A 21,257-nucleotide genomic window follows, 5' to 3' on the forward strand; every position below is an offset into this window, starting at 1 on the left:
TATTTTTCGAACTTACACCGACGGTCGTCGGCCCGTTCAGACGCGCTCGTACGCGATAGTTGTCTCGACGGCGGGGGGGCTCCCACTCGCCGCGACGACGGTGACGCGCGCGTCGGCCTCGGCCGCGGCGGTGACGTCGACGTCGCCGCCCGAGACGTGTACCGTCTCGGTCTGTGTCTTCACGACGAGGTTGTCGCCGTCGGTGTGGCCGGTGACGCGAGCGCTGTCGCCCTCGCGGTCGATGGTCACGTCGAGGTCAGGACCGTCGGCAGGGGCCGACCCGCCGTACCGCTCGCGGACGACGGCGGGCGTCTCGACGGGTTCGCCCGCGTCGATACTCCACGCGAGGCGGACGAACTGGGCGTTGGTCCACGACAGCGGCGTCGCACTCGACGTACCCGACCCGAACGCCCAGTCGAAGTCGTTCTCGCCGGCCTCGTCCCACACCTGTTCGGGGAGCATCCGTCCGTCGTTGGCGAAGGCGCCGAGCGTCTCCAGCAGGCTCTCGGGGTCGAAGGTCGGGTCGTCCAGCAGGAGTTCGTACTCGCCGCGCTCGCCAGTGAAGAACGGCCAGAGGCGTCCCTTCCCGGTCTCGTCGGGCATCCACGGGGCTCCGGGCTGGACGCGCTTCTCCCCGTAGCCGTCGCCGGTGTAGCGGTACCACGCGGGGCCGTGAGGCGTCTCGACCATGATGTCGCCGTCGTACTCCGTGACGGTGTTCCGGACGGTCTCGTCGTCGGCGGGCAGGACCCCCAGACGGACGAGTTCGAGGAAACCGCCGTCCATGATGTTGCGCTCGTCGAGGGTCCCGCCGCCGTTGTTGTGGGTGCGGAGTTCGCCGTCGTCGGGATTGCCCTCGTCGGTGATGCGCACGTAGTACGGCGTGTTCGCGTGTTTCTCGGTGCCCGTCGTCGTCGCGTGCCAGTCCTCCAGTCGGTCGACCCAGTGGTCGGCCACGCCGAGATAGGCGATGGCGTCGGCGGATTCGCCAGCGTCGAGAGCGAGGTCGGCGGCACAGACGAGGCCGGCTATCTCGGCGGCCGTCGTCGACGGGGAGTAGCCTGGTTCCTCCTCCCAGCGTTCCTGTTGGGTGTGTGGGCCGGTGGCGACCACGTAGTCACTGGAGCGGCGGACGTTCTCGTAGCCGTAGCCCGCCTCGTCGAGGCCGTAGCCGTGGCGCGCTTTCAGTTGCTGGGCCATCACCTGCGGGAAGGCGATTTCGTCCATCTGCTCGCCACCCCAGCGGGTGCGGCCGTCGAGGAACGTGTTCTGCGGGAAGAAGCCGTCGTCGTCCTGCTGGTACGCATAGACGTACTCGGTGGCGTCGATGGCGCTCTGGACGTCGCCCATCGCGTCGAAGGCGGTGTAAGCCTGATAGAGGTCCCGCGGCCAGACGTAGTTGTAGCCGTAGTCGATGGGGTCGTTGGCGTCGACGGCGTCGCCCCACGGGACCGAGGGGGAGGCGATGCCGGCACCGGGGAACTGCTTGGAGTCGGCGGCTTTCATCACCATCACGGCGGTCTTGTACTGAGCCAGCAGGTCGTCGTCACCGACGACGCTGTCGGGCACCGCCACCTCGTCGAGGTAGGCCGCCCACGAGTCGGCGTAGGCGGCGCGGACGTCTTCGAACGCGTCGTCGAGGGCGGCATCGGCGGCCACCAGTGCGGCCTCGTCGTCGCTGTCCTCGGCGAACCCGAGCGCCAGCGTGGTGTCGTGACTCGACAGCGTCCCGGCGAGGACGACGTTGCCACGGGCTTTGGCGTGGCGTGCGTCGGTCGAACCAGTCTCCAGTAGCGCCGTCTCGACGTCGCCCTCGCGGACGTCGGCGGTGGTCCAGTCGAATCCGTCGGCGCTCGAAAGCGCCATCCCCACGTCTATCGGATCGCCGTTCTCGTACAGGAAGACGGGGTCGGCGTCGGCGGGTCGGTCGTGAGCGGCCAACAGGGCGTCCCCGCGGGTACGTGCGACGTCGTGATCGGCGTGTGCGGACAGCGCCGGGTCGACGACGACGTGGAGGTCGTACCCCTCGCCCTCGAAGTCGACGTCGAGGAGGAGGGCGTCCTCGCCGGGGTGTGTCGCGTGGTCGACGGTCAGCGTCCAGTCGTGGTCGTCGGTCGGTTGCGCGGTCTGTCGAAAGAGGAGCGCGTCCTCACCGACCGCTTCCGCCGACCGTTCGACGGTGTCTGGCAGGTCGCGCCGCTCCCGGAAGGTCCGGACGGCGTACTCCTCGCCGTCGGTGATCAGGAAGTCGAGTTCGCGGACGTTCATCACGTCGATGCGGGGGAACCGAACTTCGGTGACGGCGCCCTCAGTCAGCGTATACCAGACTCGGGACGGGTCGACGTCGTCGTGGTCACAGACGGTGCCGAACCCGTACTTCTCACCGACCGTCCACGTCGCGTCCGCCGTGGCAGTCGGAACCTCTCGCTGTGTCATACGGGACCCTGCACGACCAGTACCTTAATGCTTTCTCAAGCTGTAATGAATTATTACAACTATCTCTTCAGGACAGCGACGGCCCGGACGGGACCGAACCAAATTACTTGCCACAGTGGAGATGATAAATTAGTATGGACGATTCGACGCTCGCGGACAGGCTCACACAGTTGGGGCTCTCGGAGAAGGAGGTGGATACGTATCTCTCTATACTCCAGAACGGGGAGGCGAAGGCCAGCGAAATCGCCGACGACACTGGTGTCTCGAAGCGGTACGTCTACAGTATCAGCGAGTCGCTCGAGAAGCGTGGGTTCGTCGAGGTCAACGACCACGTCGTCCCGACGACGATACGCGCCCGCCCGCCCTCGGAGGTAATCGCGGCGCTCTCGGACCAGCTAGAGGAGATGGAGACGGCACTCGACGAGCGGTTCTCCGATACGGAACGCCGCACGCAGCAGTTCGACGTCATCAAGTCCCGCGTCACGGTGGTCAAACGGCTCACCGAGTACCTCGCCAACGCCGAGAACGAGGTCATGCTGTCGGTACCACAGCAGTACCTCCCCGAGATAGCCGACGAACTGGAGGCGGCCGTCGACCGCGGGGTCCTCGTTCTTCTCGTCGTCAGCAGCGCGACGGACGTCGACGGCGACGACGTGGCGGGGATGGCCTCGGTCGCACGGGCGTGGGACCAGGAGATGCCCATCATGCTCACCGTCGACGGCCAGTTCGGACTGGTCGCGCCCGCGGACATCATCATCCGGTCGAACTCAGACCAACGCGCCATCGCCTTCGTCCAGGAGCAACTCGTTCCCGTGCTCTCGGGGTCGTTCCTCGGGAACTACTGGCCGATGTCGAGCGAGATATACGTCGCCGAACCGCGCGCCCTCCCAGCCACGTATCGGAACTTCCGTCAGCCGGTTCTGGAGGCGACGCTCCGCCTTCGGGCGGACGAACCGGTGTACGTCACCGCCGCCGTCCACCCGGTGCAGGCCGCCGACGACCCCGGCACTATCGAGGGAACGGTCGTCGACACCCGACAGGGGCTCGCCGAACCACAGACCAACGCCTACCCCATCGAACACACGCTCGTCGTCGACACCGGCGAGAAGACGGTGACCATCGGCGGCCCCGGGTCGTTCATCGAGGACTACGAGGCCGACGAGGTCACGCTCTCGGAACCCTAACGCCGACTCGGGTCCGGCCACCGGTAGACGACGTACGTCTCGCTCTCTGTCGACGGTTTCGGGTCCCAGACCAATCGGACCGTCGCCTCGCTCAGGTCGAGGTGTTCCCCAGCCCCGGTGTCGACTTCGTCGAAGTGGTCGGCGTGAATCGATATCTCGACGCCCGACCCGATGGTCGTCGGCGCCTGTGTTCCCAGCGGATCACCGGTCAGCGGTGCGGCGTTGCCGTCCGAGTCTCTCGCACCCGAGAACGCGAGCGAGAGCCGGTCACGAGTCAGCGTCTCTCCGCTCTCGAAGCTCAGGTTCAGGTACTGTCCGTTCCCCGTCGTCCGCTCGCTGTAGTCGGCGACGACAGCGGTCTGGGGTGCCCGTGTGGGTTGCTCGTCGCTGAACGCGACGAGGTAGGCCCCGACCGTCGCCGCCAGTACGACCACGATAGCGACCACGAGGACCACGCCGATGACCGGACTGACACCCCGGGCTTTCCCCCGAACCATATCCACACACTCTCTCATTCGACTCAAAAAGCGCTCGCATCGATTCGTCGCTCGATACCGGCCACAGCAAGCGCGCGATTAGACGGTCGCGAGCAGGTCCTCGGAGACGCCGCCGGGCAGTTCGTCCCGGTCGTGGGCCGCCTCGAAGTCGGGGTCGGGCCCCATCGGCACGATGCGCTTCGGGCTGACGTCCGGGTGGGTGGTGTAGTAGTGTTCCTTGATATGGTCCATGTCCACCGTCTCGGCCACACCGGGCGTCTGATACAGGTCGCGCAGGTACGGCCAGAGGTTGTCGTACTCCCGGATGAACTGGTGGTTGCACTGGAAATGTGTGTGGTACACCTCGTCGAAGCGCACCAGCGTCGTGAACATGCAGATGTCGGCCTCGGTCAGGCGGTCACCCGCGAGGTAGCGCTGGTCTTCCAGCACCGAGTCCCAGTGGTCGAGCGCGTCGAACAGTTCCTCGACGGCGTCGTCGTAGGCGTCCTGCGTGTTCGCGAACCCGGCGCGGTAGACGCCGTTGTTGATGGGGTCGTAGATGTCGTCGATGATGCGGTCCACCTCGTCCTGATACCCGTCGGGGTAGAGATCCACGTCGCTCGCGGCGACGTTGTCGAACTCCGTGTCGAGCATCCGGAGGATCTCTCTGGACTCGTTGTTGACGATGGTCTCCTCCTGTTTGTCCCAGAGGACGGGGACCGTCACGCGGCAGGTGGCGTCGGGGTCCGCTTTCACGTACAGTTCGCGGAGGTAGTCGGCGCCGTACAGCGAGTCCTCGGTACAGCCCTCCTTCTCGGGGGTGAACTGCCAGCCGTCGTCCCCGCGGTACGGGTCCACGACGTCGACGCTGATGGCGTCCGTCAGCCCCTTGAGCGCGCGAACGAGGAGCGTGCGGTGGGCCCACGGGCACGCGAGCGAGACGTAGAGGTGATAGCGGCCCGCTTCCGGCTGGAAGCGTGCGTCCGGGTCGTCCTCGATTCGATCCCGAAACGTCGTGTCTTGCCGGTCGAACTCTCCGTCCTCGTTCGTACTCTGGTAGGCGTCTGTTCGCCACTCGCCGTCGACGAGCATGTTCATGGTGGCTGCGTGTTGGGGCTCGAACCGGATAAACACCCGAGCGAGGTAACGTTCGTGTCACCATCTACGGCTGTCTCTGGGCCGCTGCGTAGTGTGTGGGTCTGACCCACTTGCCCGCCTGCCCTTCGAAGCCCTTATCAGGTCGCTCGGCCACGTATTCGCCAAGAGTACCTATGTCGGACAAACCTGCCTCGATGTACCGGGACATCGACAAGCCCTCGTACACCCGACGCGAGTACATCACGGGCATCCCTGGTTCGAAGATCGCACAGCACGAGATGGGTCGCAAGACGGCCGAGAAAGACGACTACCCCGTCCAGATTAGCCTCATCGTCGAGGAGTCGGTCCAGCTCCGTCACGGCTCGCTGGAGGCGTCTCGCCTGTCGGCCAACCGCCACCTCATCAAGGAAATCGGTGAGGAGGGCGACTACCGGATGACGCTGCGGAAGTTCCCCCACCAGGTCCTGCGCGAGAACAAGCAGGCGACCGGTGCCGGGGCCGACCGTGTCTCCGACGGGATGCGACAGGCCTTCGGGAAGATCGTCGGCACCGCCGCCCGCGTGCAGGCCGGCGAACAGCTCTTTACGGCCTACTGCAACGTCGAGGACGCCGAACACGTCAAAGAGGCGTTCCGCCGTGCCTACAACAAGATCACGCCCTCCTGCCGCATCAAGGTCGAGCGCGGCGAGGAACTGCTCATCGCGTAACGCCGCGACGGCTTTCTCACGCTGGTCGTCCACCCGGACGACTGCGCTTTGCGCTTAGCGGTCGCACTGATACGTCGTTTGGCTGTCACTGACTCGCCGAGGGTCACACGAGGCAGGCGGCACCGCCAAAATAGTATTGAGTCAACATGTCGTACCGTGAGGTATGGTACTCAGACTCCTGCTGCTCGCGGTCGGACTGCTCGAACTGGCCGCGCCTCGGAAGATGGTCGACTTCTGGATGGACCTCGCGGCCGAAGACGGCGACGTCGAACTCAAACCGTGGGTGTACAGCGTGGCACGGATCGAGGGTGCCGTCATCGTGCTATGGGTGTTGCTCCGGGGTCGGGGTGGCGGTCACAGCGAGGCGGAAACAGTGGACGCGTAGCCCGAACGCGGTCGTCCCTCGGCGTTTCGACGCTGTCAGCACACGGTCGTGAGGACCGGTCGGTCCCGTCACTCGGTCGGCGACCGGCGGGTGGTCGCGATACGAAGCGAGTAAGCGATGCTCAGGAGGCCGACGAGCTGTACCATCCGGACGACCAGTCGAATGACTGGCTGGTACTGGATGGAGACGACGCGAAACGCGATGAGTCCCTGCCCGGCCACCGCCAGCGCGTACGCGAGGCCGAACAGCAGTAACATCCCGACCGAGAGGTACCGCATCGACGGGTCGTCGTTCCGCCGGAGGCCGCGGTAGGCGTGATAGCCGATATAGAGGCCGACGACGGCCGACCCGGTGGCGGCGACGCCGGCGAGGAGGCCGACGGGAGTGGCGAACGGAGCCATCTCAGAAGTTCCCCCACAGGCGGCTCAACTGATCGGCCACGTCCTCACCCCGCCGCTCGATGTGCCACGTCAGGTCCCCGTCGCGGATGGCGAGTTCGAACCGCTCCAGCGTCGAGACGTAGACGGTGTCGTGGTGGCCGTCGGCTCTGGGCCGGGTCTGCTCTTCGAGGAGGTCTGCCGCCGTCAACCGATCGACGCGCCGATAGATGGTCGAGACGGAGACGCCACAGCGGTCGCTGAGTTCGCTGGCCGACCGCGGTTCGGCGCTCGTCGCGACGAGAATCGTTCGAGCGTGGTCGTCGTCCAACAGGTCGACGACCGTAGAGAGGTCGGCGTCCTCGGTCACAGACTCATCCGTCATACCGGGGTGATAAATGTCGTTCGCATGGTTTCGTCGCTCTAGACTCCGTCGCGATGCGTTCGCTCGTCCGACGGGCGGGAGCCCGGTGTCGGTCAGCGTCACGGTCTCACTCCAGTTCGTAGGTGAACAGCATCCTGAAATCGGTCCCACCGCTCGACAGCACAACGTTGACCGCCGAGGGGTCGCCGTGGTCACGAAGGTCGACGGTGGTGGTGTCACCGGGTTCGACCGTCTCGCGGTCCGGCCACAGCGAGACCTTCTCCACCTCGTTGGGGCCTGCTCCGTCCTCGAAATCGAGCCAGAGCCACTCGGCCGGGACGGCGTCTCCGGCCTCGTGTCGGAGCGTCAGTGCCTCTACGCCCGCGTCGGTCGATGCGCCCCACGTGACCTGCGGTGGGTCCATGTCCGGTGTCGGGTCGACGCTTTCCCGGCGCGGCGCCCGCGCCTCGACGGTGGCGAGGCGGCCGTCGACCGTGATCTCCGCTCCCTGACTCTCCTCGGTCAGTCGGTAGCTCTCGCGGAAGGCCGATTCGAGCGACTCCTGCGTTGGCGTCCGGCCCGCGGCGAAGTGCATGGCGAGCACCTGATACGTCGCGTCGTCGCCCAGTCTAAACGCGTCGGCACCGAACTCCGAGTCGCCGCGGGGGTCCATGCTGTACGGCCCTGCGATGACCTGTCTGCTCGCGCCGACGGCAGCACTGACCGCCGCGAACGCGTCGCTGGCCTCGTGATACCGCGTTCGGTCGCCGGCACCGGTGTCGATCAGGAGTTCCAGATTCGCCGCCGGATGTTCCACCGCGTTGGTCCAGACGACGACGCCGTCGCCGACGGCGACCCGTCGTTCGGTGTCCCTGCGAGCGAACAGGTCGTACCCCCGGTAGGTCCCGTCGGGAGCGTAGCCGCTCCCGATGAGTGTCGACGCCACGGCGTCGCGGTCGAACGACGCTTCGACGACGACGCCGAGGTTCGACGTGACCATGCGGTCGTAGTTCTCGAACCCGATGCCGAAGTAATCCGGTTCGAGCTTGAACAAGGCGCGCCGGGCCCGGAACTTCCGGGGCGCATCGGCGACGTACGGGCCGGGTTCGACGGATCCGAAACTGTAGCCGTCGTCGTAGCGCGTCTCGAACGCATCGGGGGTGGGGAGCCACCGTCGGTACGCCGGTTCGTCTGCCGGTGGTACGTCGAGGCGGCCGTAAGAGAGTGAACTGCCGAGCGGGGGGAGGCTGGACAGACACCCCGTGGTGCTCGCTGTGGCCCCGACCGCGAGCGTCGCGGTACCGGCCCGGAGAAACCCACGGCGCGTCCGTCCGTCGGAGGGTGATGTCGTGTCGTCGCTCATCGCTGTGTCTGTCTGGAGACACGCCTCGGACATCATACGACCGGATGGCCCGCAACGCGCTGCAAACGAGCGGAAGGTTTTTGTAGTGACTTCCACCCCACTCCCGACTCGACAGCACACACACCTATGTAGCGATACCCCCAAGCGACGACGATGCTGGACCTCGCCGTCACTACGCGGTCCGAGACGTTCGAGCGGATGGTGGACCCGCTCGCCGCACGGGGGATCGCCATCGGCCACGTCGATACGAGCGAACGAGCGGTACCGCTGACTGCGGACCCGTTCGAGGAGTACGACGTGGGGTTCGTCTACCCCCCACGAATCATGGAGGGTGCCGTCGCCGACGCGATGCTCGATGTCCCGTGGGTCAACGACCGCGAGGCCATCCTCCGGTCGCGTAACAAAGCTGACGTGCTGGCCCGACTCGGCCGCGCCGACGTCCCGGTGCCCGAGACGGTGATGGTGTCGAACCCGGCCGATGAGGCTGCCCTCGTTGCGGCCTTCGAGCAGGTGCGGTCGCCCGTCGTCGTGAAACCGAACTCGACGACCCGAGGCGTCGGCGTGACGACGGCCCACGACCTCGACTCGTTTCTGGGCGTCGCGGACTACCTCGATCTGGTCCACGACTACCGTGCGACTGGCGACCGGTCGTTTCTGGTACAGGAGTATCTCCCCGGCGCGCGGGACTACCGGGCGATGGTCGTCGACGGGGAGTACGTCGGGGCGGTCGAGCGCCGCCTCCCGACCGCGGCCCGCGAGCGCGGGCGCTGGAAGCACAACGTCCACCGCGGTGCCGACGCCGAGGGCGTCGAGTTACCCGAGGAGTTACGCACTCTCGTAGAGCGGACGGCCGAGGTGCTGGACGTCCCGTATCTCGGCGTCGACTTGCTGGTGACCGAGGACCGCGCGGTGGTCAACGAGACGAACGCCCGTCCGACTATCGACAGCGCGACGAAGTACGAGGACGGCTTTTGGGACGATTTAGCGGGGTTGATTCGCGAGACTGCAGTCGCGTAGCCGCCGCTGTCCAGTCACGAACGAACACGACGTGAGAACGGAGAGAACGGAGACGGGACGACCTTACAGTTCGATGTCCGCGGAGTCTTCCTCGCGGTCGAAGGTGACTTCGAGGATGCCGTTGTTGTAGGTGGCCGACGCGGAGTGTTCGTCGACCTCGCTGGGGAGGGTGAGTCGCTCGTGGTACTCTCGCTGGTGGCTGTCGGCGTCGATGGTGAGGACGCTGCCGTCACACTTCAGGTCGATAGCCTCCTTCTCGACGCCGGGGATGTCGGCGACGACGCGGATCTCGTCGTCGGTCTCGTGGACGTCGACGTGGAGGTCACCGCCGCCGTTCGGGCTGTCGCGGTCGATATGTACGTCTCCTTCGGAACCCATCATCTCGTCCATCATGCGCTCGATTTCGCGGAAGAACTCGTCGAAGGGGTCGTCGTTGTCGTCCCGTCTCATCAGTACGAGGCGGTACGTCGCACTGTCTGAAAAGCCTTCTGACGGGCTCACTCTTTGCTTCCACTTCTGGCGGTTCGACTCGACCGTGCCGCGCCGTTCGCGTGAGGCCGTAGATTCGGTACGGAATGCTCATAAACAATCACCCGCGAAAACAACTCCGAAAACACTTTACTCCGTAGCGCAGGTTTACTAGGCGGTATGAGCGACCCAGTTCGTGTTGGCCTCAACGGCTTCGGCCGCATCGGCCGCAACGTGTTCCGCGCTTCGCTGGAGAACGACGACGTCGAAATCGTGGGTGTCAACGACGTGATGGACGACGACGAGATCGACTACTTCGCCCAGTACGACACCGTCATGGGCAATCTCGAAGGTGCAGGCGTCGAGGACGGCGTGCTGACCGTCGACGGCACCGACTTCGAGGCGGGCGTCTTCCACGAGACGGACCCGACAGAACTCCCGTGGGACGACTTAGACGTCGACGTCGCCTTCGAGGCGACCGGCATCTTCCGTACCAAAGAGGACGCCAGCCAGCACCTCGAAGCGGGTGCCGATAAGGTCATCATCTCCGCGCCCCCGAAAGGCGATGAACCGGTCAAGCAGATCGTCTACGGCGTCAACGAGGACGAGTACGACGGCGAGGACATCGTCTCGAACGCCTCCTGTACGACCAACTCCATCACCCCCGTCGCGAAGGTGCTCGACGAGGAGTTCGGCATCAACGCCGGTCAGTTGACGACCGTCCACGCCTACACTGGCTCGCAGAACCTGATGGACGGCCCCAACAGCAAGCCCCGCCGTCGCCGCGCCGCCGCCGAGAACATCATCCCCACCTCGACCGGCGCCGCACAGGCCGCCACCGAGGTCCTGCCCGAACTCGAAGGCAAACTCGACGGGATGGCAATCCGCGTCCCGGTCCCGAACGGCTCCATCACGGAGTTCGTCGTCGACCTCGACGACGACGTCACCGAGGCCGACGTCAACGCCGCCTTCGAGGAGGCCGCCGCCGGTGAACTCGAAGGCGTGCTGGGCGTCACGAGCGAGGACGTCGTCTCCTCTGACATCCTCGGCGACCCCTACTCCACGCAGGTCGACCTCCAGTCGACGAACGTCGTCAGCGGGATGACGAAGATTCTGACGTGGTACGACAACGAGTACGGCTTCTCGAACCGGATGCTGGACGTCGCTCAGTACATCACCGAGCAGTAAGCGCCGTCTCGACTCGCGGTGTTTCTTTCGCGTGTCTCCTCGGGAGTGGTCTCGCCGTCGTTCGCGGGCGCCTCTGGGGCCTTGACGACCGAACCGCTGCTACTCGCCGCTCGACTCGGAAACGCCTATACACGGGGCCGGCGTTGTCCCGCGTGATGACTTTCCAGACGCTCGACGACCTCGAGGACGGCCAGCGCGTCCTCGTCCGACTCGACCTCAACTCGCCCGTAGAGGACGGCGACGTACAGGACAACCGCCGATTCGACCGCCACGCCGAGACGATTCGCGAACTCGTCGACCGCGACTTCGAAGTCGCGGTGATGGCCCATCAGGGCCGCCCCGGCCGGGACGACTTCGTCTCGCTCGAACAGCACGCAGACATCCTCGCAGACCACGTCGACAGCGACGTCGAGTTCGTCGCCGACACGTTCGGTCCCGACGCCATCCACGAGATAGCGGGGCTGGAGGCCGGCGACGTCCTCGTACTGGAGAACACCCGGATGTGCGACGAGGAACTCCCCGAGGAGGACCCCGAGGTCAAGGCCCAGACGGAGTTCGTCCAGACGCTGAAAGGCGAGTTCGACGCCTACGTCAACGACGCCTACTCGGCGGCCCACCGCTCGCACGCTTCGCTCGTCGGATTCCCGTTGGTGATGGACGCCTACGCGGGTCGCGTCATGGAGACCGAGTACGAGGCCAACACCGCCATCGCCGAGAAGGAGTTCGAGGGCAACGTCACGATGGTCGTCGGCGGCACCAAGGCCACCGACGTCATCGACGTGATGACCCACTTAGACGAGAAAGTCGACGACTTCCTGCTTGGCGGTATCGCCGGCGAACTGTTCCTGCGCGCGGCGGGCTACCCCGTCGGTTACGACATCGACGACGCCGACCTCTATGACCACCAGTGGGAGAAAAACAGCGAGAAGATAGAGTCGATGCTCGACGCGCACCGCGACCAGATTACCCTCGCGGTCGATCTGGCATACGAGGACGACGACGGGTCCCGCGCCGAGCAATCGGTCGACGACATCGACGAGAAGACCGTCTCCTACCTCGACGTGGGCAGCGAGACGGTCATGGAGTATTCGCCCGTCATCCGCGACTCCGAGGCCGTCTTCGTGAAGGGTGCGCTCGGGATGTTCGAGGACGAGCGCTTCTCTGTCGGCACCGCCGGCGTCCTCGAAGCCATCGCGGACACCGACTGCTTCTCCGTCGTCGGCGGCGGCGACACCTCTCGGGCCATCGAGATGTACGGGATGTCAGAGGACGAGTTCGGTCACGTCTCTATCGCGGGTGGGGCCTACATCCGCGCGCTGACCGGTGCAGAACTGGTGGGCGTCGAAGTGCTCAAGCGCTAACGGTCCGTCTCGGCGTGTCGCTGCTTCCAGCCGTCTTTGGGCTCGTAGACTGCCACTGGCCGCTTCTCTCGGGGGCGCGTTCGCGCGTGTCTGGCCGTCCAGTCGCCGTCGTCGCGCTTTCGGGGAGCCATCGCAGGCATACGAACCGATACGACCCTCTGTAGTAAATTCCTTGTGATTAATGGTGTAAAAATATAACTCGGTCCCGAGTAAGTCGTGGCGACGGTCACCGAAGACGCCCCTCGGGGGCCGCCGAGCCGAAGTGTTTTCGATGGCAGCGCCCCACGGTTCGGTATGTTCACCGGTATCGTCGAGACGACGGGTGCGGTACAGGCAGTCGTAGACGACGAAGGGGGGCGACGGGTTCGCATCGGCGCACCCTTCGAGGGCCTCGACCACGGCCAGTCGATAAGCGTCAGCGGCACGTGCCTCACTGTCGAGAACGTTTCCGACGGCGAGTGGTTCGAGGTGTTCCTCGCCCGCGAGACGCTGGCTCGGACCTACTTCGACGACCTCTCGGGTGGTGACGCGGTCAACCTCGAACGGGCGATGCCGGCCGACGGCCGGTTCGACGGGCACATCGTGCAGGGTCACGTCGACGCCACCGCCGAAATCGTCGGCATCGAACGGGAGGGAGATGACTGGACGTTCACCTTCTCGCTTCCAGAGAGCCAGCGAGACTACCTCGTCGAGAAAGGCTCTATCACGGTCGACGGCATCAGCCTGACCGTCGCCGACCGACGCGAGGACGCCTTCGACGTGGCCATCATCCCGACGACGTACGCGGAGACGACCCTCTCCGAGAAGTCGGTCGGCGACCCCGTGCATCTGGAAGTCGACGTCGTCGCGAAGTACGTCGAACAGCTCTGTTAGGGCTCGAACTCGGTCCGTTCGGGGTCGTACGTCGTTTCGCCCGGCGCCGCGTTGGCCGTCTGGTAGGCCTGCCGATAGGCGTCCAGTTTCCGCAGGAGGAGCAGGCCGAAGACGCCGTCGTACACCAGCACGAACGCGAAGAAAGCGACCAACTGGTCGACGCCGAACACCACCGAGAGGACGCCGGTCGCCACGCCCGAGAGAGAGTTGTAGGTGGCGTGGATGACCGTCGCGATGAGTAACCCCTTCAGAACGATGGGGCCGGCGTCCTCCGGGTTGAACTTCGCCAGTCCGAGGTAGTAGCCCGCGAACGCGGAGTAGATGACGTGGCCGGGGCCGGCCAGCGCCCGCACCGCCGCGATGTCGCTCCCCGCGTCGAACGCCGCCAGCGTCCCGGTGACGACGTCCGTGTTCTGGACGATGTACAGCGCGTTCTCGATAGTGGCGAAGCCCAGTCCCGCCGCCGCGCCGTACACCGCACCGTCGATGACCGCGTCGAACCGGTCGTCGCGGTAGGCGTACAGCCGAACGGCGAGCAGTTTCACGCTCTCCTCGACGGGGCCGACGACGAGGAAGAAAAAGAAGAACGTCCCGGCCGGCTGAAACAGGCCGAACCCGGAGCCGATGGCCTGTACTGGGCCGCCGAGGACGACGTTCAGCAACCCAGCGAACCCGGCAAACAACACGCCGAGCAGGAACGTTCCGACCAGTAGCGTCAGCGGTTCGGCGGTGGTCACGTCGGCGTACCAGATGTAGGCCGCGAGCAACAGCGCCGGCACGGCCGAGAGCGCGGCGAGTCCGGCGAACAATGGCTGGACGCCCAGCGCGCCCAGACTGCCGAATGCGACCTGTAACACCAGAATCCCGACGGCAACGAGGATGACGAGTCCTCGGAGCGCCCACAGACCGGTGTGATAGAGCCAGTGTGCGAACCGGTCCAACCGTGAGCGGACCTCCCAGTCGGCTATCTCGTAGAGGTCCGTCGACCGGTCGGCGTTCGACGCGACCGGGTCTCGCCGTCGCTTTCCCATGCACGAACGGTCGGCAGCGCGCCACGTAACGGTTTGGCTCTCGGTAGGGCGTCGGGCCCCGACCGTCGGCCGTGACAGGTCTCCGTCGAGACGAGAGTGTTTTGACGGTGCCCGGCTTATCGCCTGATATGACTCTACGGGCAGGCGTCCTCGCCGTTCAGGGCGACGTTTCCGAGCACGCTGACGCCATCGAGCGTGCCGCGGCGGCCCACGGCGAGACGGCGGAGGTCATCGAGATACGCGAAGCGGGGCTGGTCCCTGACTGTGATGTTCTCCTGTTGCCGGGTGGCGAGTCGACGACCATCTCCCGACTCGTCCAGCGCGCGGGCATCGACAGCGAAATCACGGCCCACGTCGAGGCCGGCAAACCGGTACTGGCGACGTGTGCAGGACTCATCGTCGCTGCCACCGACGCCCACGACGACCGGGTGGACACGCTGAACATCCTCGACGTCACCGTCGAGCGAAACGCCTTCGGCCGGCAGAAGGATAGCTTCGAGGCACCACTCGACGTCGCGGGTCTCGACGATCCGTTCCCGGCCGTGTTCATCCGCGCGCCGGTCATCGACTACGTCGGCGACGGCGCTGAGGTGCTGGCCTCGTGGGACGGCCACCCCGTCGCGGTGCGTGACGGCCCCGTCGTCGGGACCTCCTTCCACCCCGAACTGACCGAGGACCCCCGCATCCACGACCTCGCGTTCTTCGACAGCGTGGAGTCGTAGGGGTTCGACGGCCTGAAGGCACACCCCGCCGATTCTCGGCGTATGGACGACGCCGACGACGTCATCGACGACCTGTTTACGGTCATCGAGGACCGCAAGGAGACCCTCCCGGAGGGCTCTTACACCGCTTCGCTGTTCACCCACGAGAAAGGCGAAAACGCCGTGTTAGAGAAACTCGGCGAGGAGACGACCGAACTGATTCTGGCCGCGAAAGACGACGACCACGAGGAGCTGGCCCACGAGTCGGCCGACATCGTCTACCACCTGCTCGTCTTGCTGGCGATGAAGGACATGGACGTCGATGACTTGCGGGCTGAACTGGCAGAGCGGAGATAGCGAGGGGCGTGCGACAGCGGGACCGACCCTCGGCGGAACGGCGACCACCGGGAGCCGTAGAGCGTAGCGAGGGGCGCGAACACGGCGAGTCGGCCGCTCGCGTAGACAGTCGACCGGTTCCGCGCGACCCCGAGCGGCCGCCGAGACCGAGCAAACACCGAGACGCTTCTGGACGCCGCGCCCGACGCGATTCTCGTCGCCGTCGACGGGACAGGCTACTCGACGCGGACCGACGGCACCGGGTTCGGGCTAGCCATCGTCGGGCAATCGCCGAGGCCCACGGCTGGGACGTGCGGGTCACCGAGAGCGCCGACGGTGAGGACAGGTTCGAGATAACCGGCGTGGACACTCCCGAGGCGTGAGGCGGTCGGTCTCGGCTACCGAGCGGCCATTTCGGCGCCCGAAACGTGCGTGACATTTATCCCGTCCCCAAAGCACCGACATGCCGTATGAGTACGTCGACGGTTCGCGGGACGGTCGCGGGGATGGGGGAACGGGCAAATCCGGCGTTCGCCGCCGGTGTGGTCGTCGTCGCAGTCGCGGCACTGGCCTACGCGACGACGGGGGCGTCGATCCAGCACCACACCTACGTCCACGTCATGGCGGGGGTCCTCTGGACGGGGACGGACATCTTTATCGGCGCCATCCTCGGCCCCGTCGTCGGGAGTCTCGGCGAGGAACAGAGCGCAGCCGTCTTCGAGAAGTTGACGCCGAAGACGTCCTTTTACCTGCCGTCGATGGCGTTTCTCACCATCGCGTCGGGCCTCGCTCTAGCGCTCCGACTGGACCTCTTCACGAACCCGGGTCCGTGGCTCGCGCTGTTCACGGCGGCGAACCTGATTCCGGTGTTCCTCCTGCTGGGGTGGCGGCTGAACGCGTGGTCGGACTGGCGGTGGCAACTCCCCTTCGCCGTCGCCACCCTCGGGTCGCTTGCGTGGGTCGCGACGACTATCGGCCAGTTCCAGATGACCGAACCGGCTATCGTCGTCGCCCTCGCTCTCGTCACGGTTCTATCGGTGCAGGGCTTTGGCTTCCTGATGCCCGGGGAAATCCGCATCTACAAGGAGATGACCTCACCTGCGCCCGACGCCAGCGTCATCTCGGCTATCGGGCAGCAGAACGCCATGCTCGGCGGCGTGCAGGGACTCGTCCAACTCCTGCTCATCGCGGACATGGTGTACCTCCGGTACGGCGGGTTCTGAATTGCGACTCCTCGACCGGGTCGAACCAGAACTAGACTTCGTCTGCAAGGGCGCGAAGTCGTTCGCTACTCGCTTACGACTTCGAACCGGTGCCGGACGACCTCGCTGTCGTCGTCCCACTCGAACTCGTCGTGGACGCGGTTCAACCGCTCGCGGTACGCCGCTAGGTCCTCGGACCCTTCGCGTTGTGCGTCCTCGTCGGACAGGTCGCCCAGCGTCCGGTGGGTCACGTCCGTCACCTCGAACCGCCGGCCGTCGATGTCGAAGGTGTCGCCCTCCTCGGCGTACTGGTGGCCGCGGTGCATCTGTGTCACCTCGCCCGCGGCGGCCATCTGCTGGACGTGCTCGTTGGGCAGAATCTCGCCGGCGTCGATGTGTGCCATAGCGGCGGTACGAGGCCGACGGTGAAAAGCGTGGGTCGCAGTTGTTTGGGTCCGCCCACGCATACGTCTCACACGGCTGTCACCGATTGGACGCGCTTTTACGCGCCGACCGTCTACGACGCCGTAATGAGCAATCCTTTCGAGAATCTACCGACGACGCCGACCGGCGAGGAGGTCATCGACAAGGCCTTCTCGCGTGCGACGCGGGCCGGCGGCAGCAAGGACGGTATCGAGGCCCAGCAGTCGATGCTGATGACGGCCTCGAACATCGTCTCGGACAACCTCCAGAACGTCGCCCAGTCGTGGCCGACTATCGACGATTTGGACCCTTTCTACGTGGAACTGGCCGACGCCATCGTCGGCGACGCCTACCCCGCCGACGACGACCCGGGCATCGACGCCCTGAAACAGCACCTCTCCGAGGTGTCGTGGGCCGGCCGGAAGGCCAAGGAGATTCGACAGGAGTACGAGGGCCGTCTCGTCCGCGGAGACAAGGACACCGCCCGGAAACTCCGCAAGCAGGCGTTCGCCCGCATGGCCGACGTCGTCGAGGAGGTCGAAGACGACCTCGCGGCCGTCTCGAAGGCCCGTGACGCGCTGAAAGGCATCCCGGACATCCGTCCGGACGAACCGACGGTCGTCGTCGCGGGCTACCCGAACGTCGGGAAGTCCTCGTTCGTCAACCGCGTCACTCGGGCCGACAACAAGATTGCCTCCTACCCCTTCACGACGACCCAGATTCGCGTCGGTCACTTCGAGGACGGCCGCATCCGCTACCAACTCGTCGACACGCCGGGTCTGCTCGACCGCCCGCCGGAGGAGCGCAACGAAATCGAGTCACAAGCGGTGAGTGCGTTGGAACACGTCGCCGACGCCGTCCTCGTCCTCGTCGACCCGAGCGAGGAGTGTGGCTACCCCCTCGAACAGCAACTCGAACTGCGAAACGACATCGAGTCCCGCTTCGACGCGCCGGTGCTGACCATCGCCAACAAGAGCGACCGCTCGACCGACGTCGAGGCCGACCACTACATGAGCGTCACCGAGAACGACAACGTCGACGCCGTGTTGCAGGCGGCCATCGACGCCGTCGGCTACGAGATAGAGTTGCCGTTCGACGACGAGTAGATCGCGAGTCAGCCGAGGACGCCGAGCAGTCCGAGCCCCCACCGGACCACCTCCGAGGCCGCGAACAGCGCCCCTTCGACGCGCGACAACACTCGGCCGGTCCACAGCGCCGCGACCATCAGGAGCGAGATACCCGCCAGCCACAGTACCGTCTCCATCGCCGCCCCGGCCACCGTGAGCGGCCGGACGAGCGCCGCGACGCCCACGATTCCCGTGACGTTGTAGACGTTGCTTCCGACGACGTTGCCGACTGAGACGCCGAGGCTCCCGCGGCGAATCGCCACTAGCGAGACGGCGAACTCCGGCGTCGACGTCCCGGCCGCGACGATGGTCCCGCCGACGACCCACTCTGAGACGCCCGCTCCCCGCGCTAATGCCGACGCCGCGAGTACCATGTAGTCCCCGCTCACGAGGACGAGCGCCAAGCCACCGACCAACAGCAGGGCGTCCCGGCCGCGAAAGGCCACTCGTTCGGTGACTGCTCGCGTCACAGCGCCTTCCTGTGGCGACTCCGGAGTCGTCTCCGTCGTGGACTGTTCCGCGCGGAGCAGGTACGCGGTGTAGGCGGCGAACACCCCGAACAGAACGGCCCCTTCCGTCCGCGTCACCGTCCCGTCGAGTAGGACGAGGCCGGCGAGGAGCGTGCTCGCGAGCAACGCCAGTCCGTCTCGGTGGACCAGCCCCTCGGTAATCGGGAGCACTCGAATCAGCGAGACGACGCCGAGGATGAACGCGAGGTTGTAGATGTTCGACCCGAGGACGTTCGCGATGGCGATGTCGCCCAAGCCCTTCAACGCGGCGTCGACGGAGACGGCCAACTCCGGCGTCGACGTTCCCATCGCCACGATAGTCAGTCCAATCGTGAGGTCAGAGAGGCCGAACCGTCGGGCGAGTCGCACGACGGCGTCGACGAGGAACCGGGCCCCGACCCACAACCCGAGGACAGACAGGACGACGACGCCGACTTGGACGAGGGGGCCTCCGCTGACCATACTGTGGGTAGTATCACCGGCGGCGGGGAAATGAAAGTTCGTCCGCACTCGGTCCGGGGACGACTGCGCCCCGTTCGCTATTCGAGTTCGTAGGTCACCTGCACCGCAGCGTCGACGGTGACCGGGCCGGGAGAGATGGTCGTACTCCCGCCGGAGTCGGCCGCGAACGCGGCTTCCGTCCGAACGACGTATCGGCCGCTGTCGCTCGTCTGGATGGTGGCGACGCCGTCGACATTCCGGCCTTCGGCGGCGGCGACCGTCTCGGCGTCGGCACGGGCCCGCTCCATCGCCGTCGTCAGGGCGTCCTCACGCGCGTCCTGCCGGGTCGCCTCGCTCAGTTCGTAGCGGATGCCCTCCACGCGGTCCGCGCCCGCGTCGACGGCGGTATCGATGAGTGTCCCGACCGAGTCCACGTCGCTCGTCTCGGCTTCGACGGTGTGGACCGCGATGTAGCCGACCTGCTCACGGCCCGTCTCGGTGCGCTCGTACTCGGGGTGGACGCTGAACCGTGAGGACGTGACGTTTGCCCCCTCGTCTTCGAGGGCTTGCTGGACGGCGTCGGCGTCACCGGTCAGGTTGTCCCGGGCGGCCGCGGCCGTCTCACCACGACCGACGGCGGCGACGGTGACCGTCGCCCTGTCGGGTGCGCGCTCGACCGTCGCGTCCGCGCTGACGCTGACTGTCGCGTTCTCTGCCGTCGGCGTCCCGCCGCTGTCTGCGAGTGCGAAGCCGGCACCGCCGGCAAGGAGGACCGCCACGACGCCTGCGATTGCGAGTGGTTTGGAGACCATACCCACGCGAACGCCTGCCGACGTATTTAGCCCGTCGGACGCTCAAACCCGAATTTGAGCGTCAGGCGGCCGTCTCGACGACGACGTAGTGAACCGACGTCTCGACGTCGCGACCGGCCGCCTCGTCGGCCACGTCGTCCAGTTTCGACACCAGTCCGGGCGGGTCGGTCTCCGGCGGGATGCCCACCGTGATTACGACGCGGCGCGGTTTCTGAAAGATGACCGTGTTCGTCCGCTCTACTTCGACGGAGAGGACGCGGGCGGGCGCGTCGACGGCCCCTTCGATCTGGTCCTGTATCGCCGCCTCGGTCGTCGCTCGCTGGAACGAGTCCAGCGTGACGCCGCCGAGGAACGCCGACAGCACGAGAATGGCCGCCACGAGGACGCCGATTCGCTTGACCGTCGCCGACCGGGCGTTCCCCTCCCGAAACCAGTGTTCCGGGCGATAGCCCTGATACCAGAGGCCGACGAGGACGGCGAGGTTGATAGAGAGGACGTTCACGAGGAGGAGGACGCCGGACCCGATGCTGACCAGCGGTTCGCCCCACGCGATGCCGATACCCACCGTCGCCGCCGGCGGGATGAGTGCGACGGCTATCATCACCCCCACGAGCGCCGTCGAGACGCCCGACGTGAGGCTGATGACGCCGGCCGCGCCCGCGCCCAGTGCCACCACCAGCGAGAGGAAGTCGGGCGCGACTCGCTCGCGTATCTGCTCGACGGACGTGACGTCCGCGAGCGGCGGGATGACGTTGGCCGTCCGGACGAAAACGGCGAAGACGGTGGCGCTGACGATAGCCAGTAGCAACCCGACCGCCTGCAACTTGACCCCGCGCATAAACAGTTCTTGGTCGTCGACGACGGTGCCGACGTTGGCGGTCATCGCCGGGCCGATGAGCGGCGCGATGACCATCGACCCGACGACGACGGCCGGCGAGTCCAGCAGGAGGCCGGCGGTGGCGATGACCGCGCTGATGACGGTCATGATGGCATACGTCGAGAGCGACGGGGCGAGGTCGTTGGCCTTCGAAGTCAGTTCCTCGCGGGCGATGCGGTCCTCGTCTTCTTCCTCGGCGAAGCGGTCTTCGAGTGTCTCGAACTGGCGAGAGATGACCGTGTTGGCGTCCACGACGACGGTGTATGCGTCGTCGTCGATACCCACCTCGCGCAGCGCTTCGAGGACGGGTTCTAGGGCGTTCGTCGGCAGCGGAAAGGAGACGACGGCGGCGATATCGCGGTTGCTCGTCTCGTCGCTGACGACGTAGTCGACGCCCTCGTCGTCCAGAACGCCGAGCGCCGCCTCGCGCTTGCCCGTCGGGACCGAGAGATGTACCAACCGCACGGCTATCCGTGCGACGGCGGCGGACAAAAATCCGGG

At 66.1% G+C, this 21,257-nt stretch carries 24 protein-coding genes; 11 read left to right on the top strand and 13 right to left on the bottom strand.

The window, feature by feature from the left end:
* Nucleotides 1-36 precede the first annotated feature (36 nt).
* Nucleotides 37-2,436, bottom strand: coding sequence for a glycoside hydrolase family 15 protein (locus tag G9465_RS05100; protein ID WP_166968137.1), 2,400 nt, complete (start codon nucleotides 2,434-2,436; stop codon nucleotides 37-39).
* A 134-nt stretch (nucleotides 2,437-2,570) separates the two neighbouring features.
* Between G9465_RS05100 and G9465_RS05105 the strand changes: the two genes are divergently transcribed.
* Nucleotides 2,571-3,620, top strand: coding sequence for a TrmB family transcriptional regulator (locus G9465_RS05105; protein WP_166968138.1), 1,050 nt, complete (start codon nucleotides 2,571-2,573; stop codon nucleotides 3,618-3,620).
* On the opposite strand, the gene G9465_RS05110 is transcribed toward G9465_RS05105, so the two are convergent.
* Both G9465_RS05110 and G9465_RS05115 read right to left on the bottom strand, forming a co-directional pair.
* Complete coding sequence (locus tag G9465_RS05110; RefSeq protein WP_166968139.1) at nucleotides 3,617-4,117, bottom strand: type IV pilin; 501 nt, start codon at nucleotides 4,115-4,117, stop codon at nucleotides 3,617-3,619. The two genes, G9465_RS05105 and G9465_RS05110, sit on opposite strands and share 4 nt — an antisense overlap.
* Nucleotides 4,118-4,195: 78 nt before the next feature.
* On the bottom strand, nucleotides 4,196-5,194 hold the full coding sequence (locus G9465_RS05115) for a glutathione S-transferase family protein (protein ID WP_166968140.1): 999 nt from the start codon (nucleotides 5,192-5,194) through the stop codon (nucleotides 4,196-4,198).
* Between the two features lie 173 nt (nucleotides 5,195-5,367).
* On the opposite strand from G9465_RS05115, the gene G9465_RS05120 reads away from it, so the two are divergent.
* Together G9465_RS05120 and G9465_RS05125 are read left to right on the top strand one after the other, a co-directional pair.
* On the top strand, nucleotides 5,368-5,901 hold the full coding sequence (locus G9465_RS05120) for a 50S ribosomal protein L16 (RefSeq protein WP_166968141.1): 534 nt from the start codon (nucleotides 5,368-5,370) through the stop codon (nucleotides 5,899-5,901).
* Nucleotides 5,902-6,064: 163 nt separating this feature from the next.
* On the top strand, nucleotides 6,065-6,286 hold the full coding sequence (locus tag G9465_RS05125) for a hypothetical protein (protein WP_166968142.1): 222 nt from the start codon (nucleotides 6,065-6,067) through the stop codon (nucleotides 6,284-6,286).
* Between the two features lie 68 nt (nucleotides 6,287-6,354).
* Here the strand turns inward: G9465_RS05125 and G9465_RS05130 are convergent, their stop codons facing one another.
* From G9465_RS05130 to G9465_RS05140, 3 genes are all read right to left on the bottom strand, one after another.
* A complete protein-coding gene (locus G9465_RS05130; protein ID WP_166968143.1) occupies nucleotides 6,355-6,687 on the bottom strand; it encodes a hypothetical protein in 333 nt (110 codons plus the stop codon).
* Between the two features lies 1 nt (nucleotide 6,688).
* The gene (locus G9465_RS05135) at nucleotides 6,689-7,048 is read right to left on the bottom strand and encodes a helix-turn-helix domain-containing protein (protein ID WP_193571735.1); all 360 of its coding nucleotides are present in this window, start codon (nucleotides 7,046-7,048) and stop codon (nucleotides 6,689-6,691) included.
* Between the two features lie 106 nt (nucleotides 7,049-7,154).
* The gene (locus G9465_RS05140; protein WP_166968144.1) at nucleotides 7,155-8,423 is read right to left on the bottom strand and encodes a hypothetical protein; all 1,269 of its coding nucleotides are present in this window, start codon (nucleotides 8,421-8,423) and stop codon (nucleotides 7,155-7,157) included.
* A 120-nt stretch (nucleotides 8,424-8,543) separates the two neighbouring features.
* Between G9465_RS05140 and G9465_RS05145 the strand changes: the two genes are divergently transcribed.
* Complete coding sequence (locus G9465_RS05145) at nucleotides 8,544-9,407, top strand: RimK family alpha-L-glutamate ligase (RefSeq protein ID WP_166968145.1); 864 nt, start codon at nucleotides 8,544-8,546, stop codon at nucleotides 9,405-9,407.
* Between the two features lie 63 nt (nucleotides 9,408-9,470).
* Here G9465_RS05145 and G9465_RS05150 read toward each other — a convergent pair whose 3' ends face one another.
* Nucleotides 9,471-9,857 (bottom strand): Hsp20/alpha crystallin family protein, encoded by a 387-nt coding sequence (locus tag G9465_RS05150; protein ID WP_166968146.1) that lies wholly within the window; start codon nucleotides 9,855-9,857, stop codon nucleotides 9,471-9,473.
* A 198-nt stretch (nucleotides 9,858-10,055) separates the two neighbouring features.
* On the opposite strand from G9465_RS05150, the gene gap reads away from it, so the two are divergent.
* Together gap and G9465_RS05160 are read left to right on the top strand one after the other, a co-directional pair.
* Complete coding sequence (gap, locus tag G9465_RS05155; protein WP_166968147.1) at nucleotides 10,056-11,063, top strand: type I glyceraldehyde-3-phosphate dehydrogenase; 1,008 nt, start codon at nucleotides 10,056-10,058, stop codon at nucleotides 11,061-11,063.
* 155 nt (nucleotides 11,064-11,218) lie between these two features.
* The gene (locus tag G9465_RS05160; RefSeq protein WP_166968148.1) at nucleotides 11,219-12,424 is read left to right on the top strand and encodes a phosphoglycerate kinase; all 1,206 of its coding nucleotides are present in this window, start codon (nucleotides 11,219-11,221) and stop codon (nucleotides 12,422-12,424) included.
* Here G9465_RS05160 and G9465_RS05165 read toward each other — a convergent pair.
* Nucleotides 12,421-12,564 carry a hypothetical protein gene (locus G9465_RS05165; RefSeq protein WP_166966280.1) on the bottom strand — a complete coding sequence of 48 codons (144 nt, stop codon included), beginning with the start codon at nucleotides 12,562-12,564 and terminating at the stop codon, nucleotides 12,421-12,423. The genes G9465_RS05160 and G9465_RS05165 overlap by 4 nt on opposite strands.
* A gap of 154 nt (nucleotides 12,565-12,718) precedes the next feature.
* Between G9465_RS05165 and G9465_RS05170 the strand changes: the two genes are divergently transcribed.
* Nucleotides 12,719-13,297, top strand: a complete 579-nt coding sequence (locus G9465_RS05170) for a riboflavin synthase (RefSeq protein ID WP_166968149.1) — start codon at nucleotides 12,719-12,721, stop codon at nucleotides 13,295-13,297.
* Here the strand turns inward: G9465_RS05170 and G9465_RS05175 are convergent.
* Nucleotides 13,294-14,328, bottom strand: a complete 1,035-nt coding sequence (locus G9465_RS05175) for a PrsW family intramembrane metalloprotease (RefSeq protein ID WP_166968150.1) — start codon at nucleotides 14,326-14,328, stop codon at nucleotides 13,294-13,296. The genes G9465_RS05170 and G9465_RS05175 overlap by 4 nt on opposite strands.
* A 128-nt stretch (nucleotides 14,329-14,456) precedes the next feature.
* Here G9465_RS05175 and pdxT point away from each other — a divergent pair, with 128 nt between their 5' ends.
* The 3 genes from pdxT to G9465_RS05190 all read left to right on the top strand — a co-directional run bounded on the left by pdxT (nucleotide 14,457) and on the right by G9465_RS05190 (nucleotide 16,588).
* Nucleotides 14,457-15,050: a pyridoxal 5'-phosphate synthase glutaminase subunit PdxT gene (gene pdxT, locus G9465_RS05180; protein ID WP_166968151.1), complete on the top strand. Its 594-nt coding sequence runs from the start codon at nucleotides 14,457-14,459 to the stop codon at nucleotides 15,048-15,050.
* Between the two features lie 42 nt (nucleotides 15,051-15,092).
* Nucleotides 15,093-15,386, top strand: coding sequence for a phosphoribosyl-ATP diphosphatase (hisE, locus tag G9465_RS05185; RefSeq protein ID WP_166968152.1), 294 nt, complete (start codon nucleotides 15,093-15,095; stop codon nucleotides 15,384-15,386).
* Between the two features lie 485 nt (nucleotides 15,387-15,871).
* Entirely contained in the window at nucleotides 15,872-16,588 is a 717-nt protein-coding gene (locus tag G9465_RS05190) for a hypothetical protein (RefSeq protein WP_166972910.1), read from the top strand.
* 65 nt (nucleotides 16,589-16,653) lie between these two features.
* Here the strand turns inward: G9465_RS05190 and G9465_RS05195 are convergent, their stop codons facing one another.
* Nucleotides 16,654-16,971 (bottom strand): ASCH domain-containing protein, encoded by a 318-nt coding sequence (locus G9465_RS05195; RefSeq protein ID WP_166968153.1) that lies wholly within the window; start codon nucleotides 16,969-16,971, stop codon nucleotides 16,654-16,656.
* A gap of 126 nt (nucleotides 16,972-17,097) precedes the next feature.
* Between G9465_RS05195 and G9465_RS05200 the strand changes: the two genes are divergently transcribed.
* On the top strand, nucleotides 17,098-18,096 hold the full coding sequence (locus G9465_RS05200; protein ID WP_166968154.1) for an NOG1 family protein: 999 nt from the start codon (nucleotides 17,098-17,100) through the stop codon (nucleotides 18,094-18,096).
* Nucleotides 18,097-18,104: 8 nt separating this feature from the next.
* Here the strand turns inward: G9465_RS05200 and G9465_RS05205 are convergent, their stop codons facing one another.
* From G9465_RS05205 to G9465_RS05215, 3 genes are all read right to left on the bottom strand, one after another.
* Entirely contained in the window at nucleotides 18,105-19,088 is a 984-nt protein-coding gene (locus G9465_RS05205; protein WP_166968155.1) for a calcium/sodium antiporter, read from the bottom strand.
* Nucleotides 19,089-19,165: 77 nt separating this feature from the next.
* Nucleotides 19,166-19,879, bottom strand: a complete 714-nt coding sequence (locus tag G9465_RS05210; RefSeq protein ID WP_166968156.1) for an SIMPL domain-containing protein — start codon at nucleotides 19,877-19,879, stop codon at nucleotides 19,166-19,168.
* 61 nt (nucleotides 19,880-19,940) lie between these two features.
* A complete protein-coding gene (locus G9465_RS05215; protein ID WP_166968157.1) occupies nucleotides 19,941-21,221 on the bottom strand; it encodes a TIGR00341 family protein in 1,281 nt (426 codons plus the stop codon).
* Nucleotides 21,222-21,257 lie beyond the last annotated feature (36 nt).

The sequence above is a fragment of the Haloarcula sp. JP-L23 genome, assembly GCF_011602445.1.
Lineage (GTDB): Archaea > Halobacteriota > Halobacteria > Halobacteriales > Haloarculaceae > Haloarcula > Haloarcula pellucida.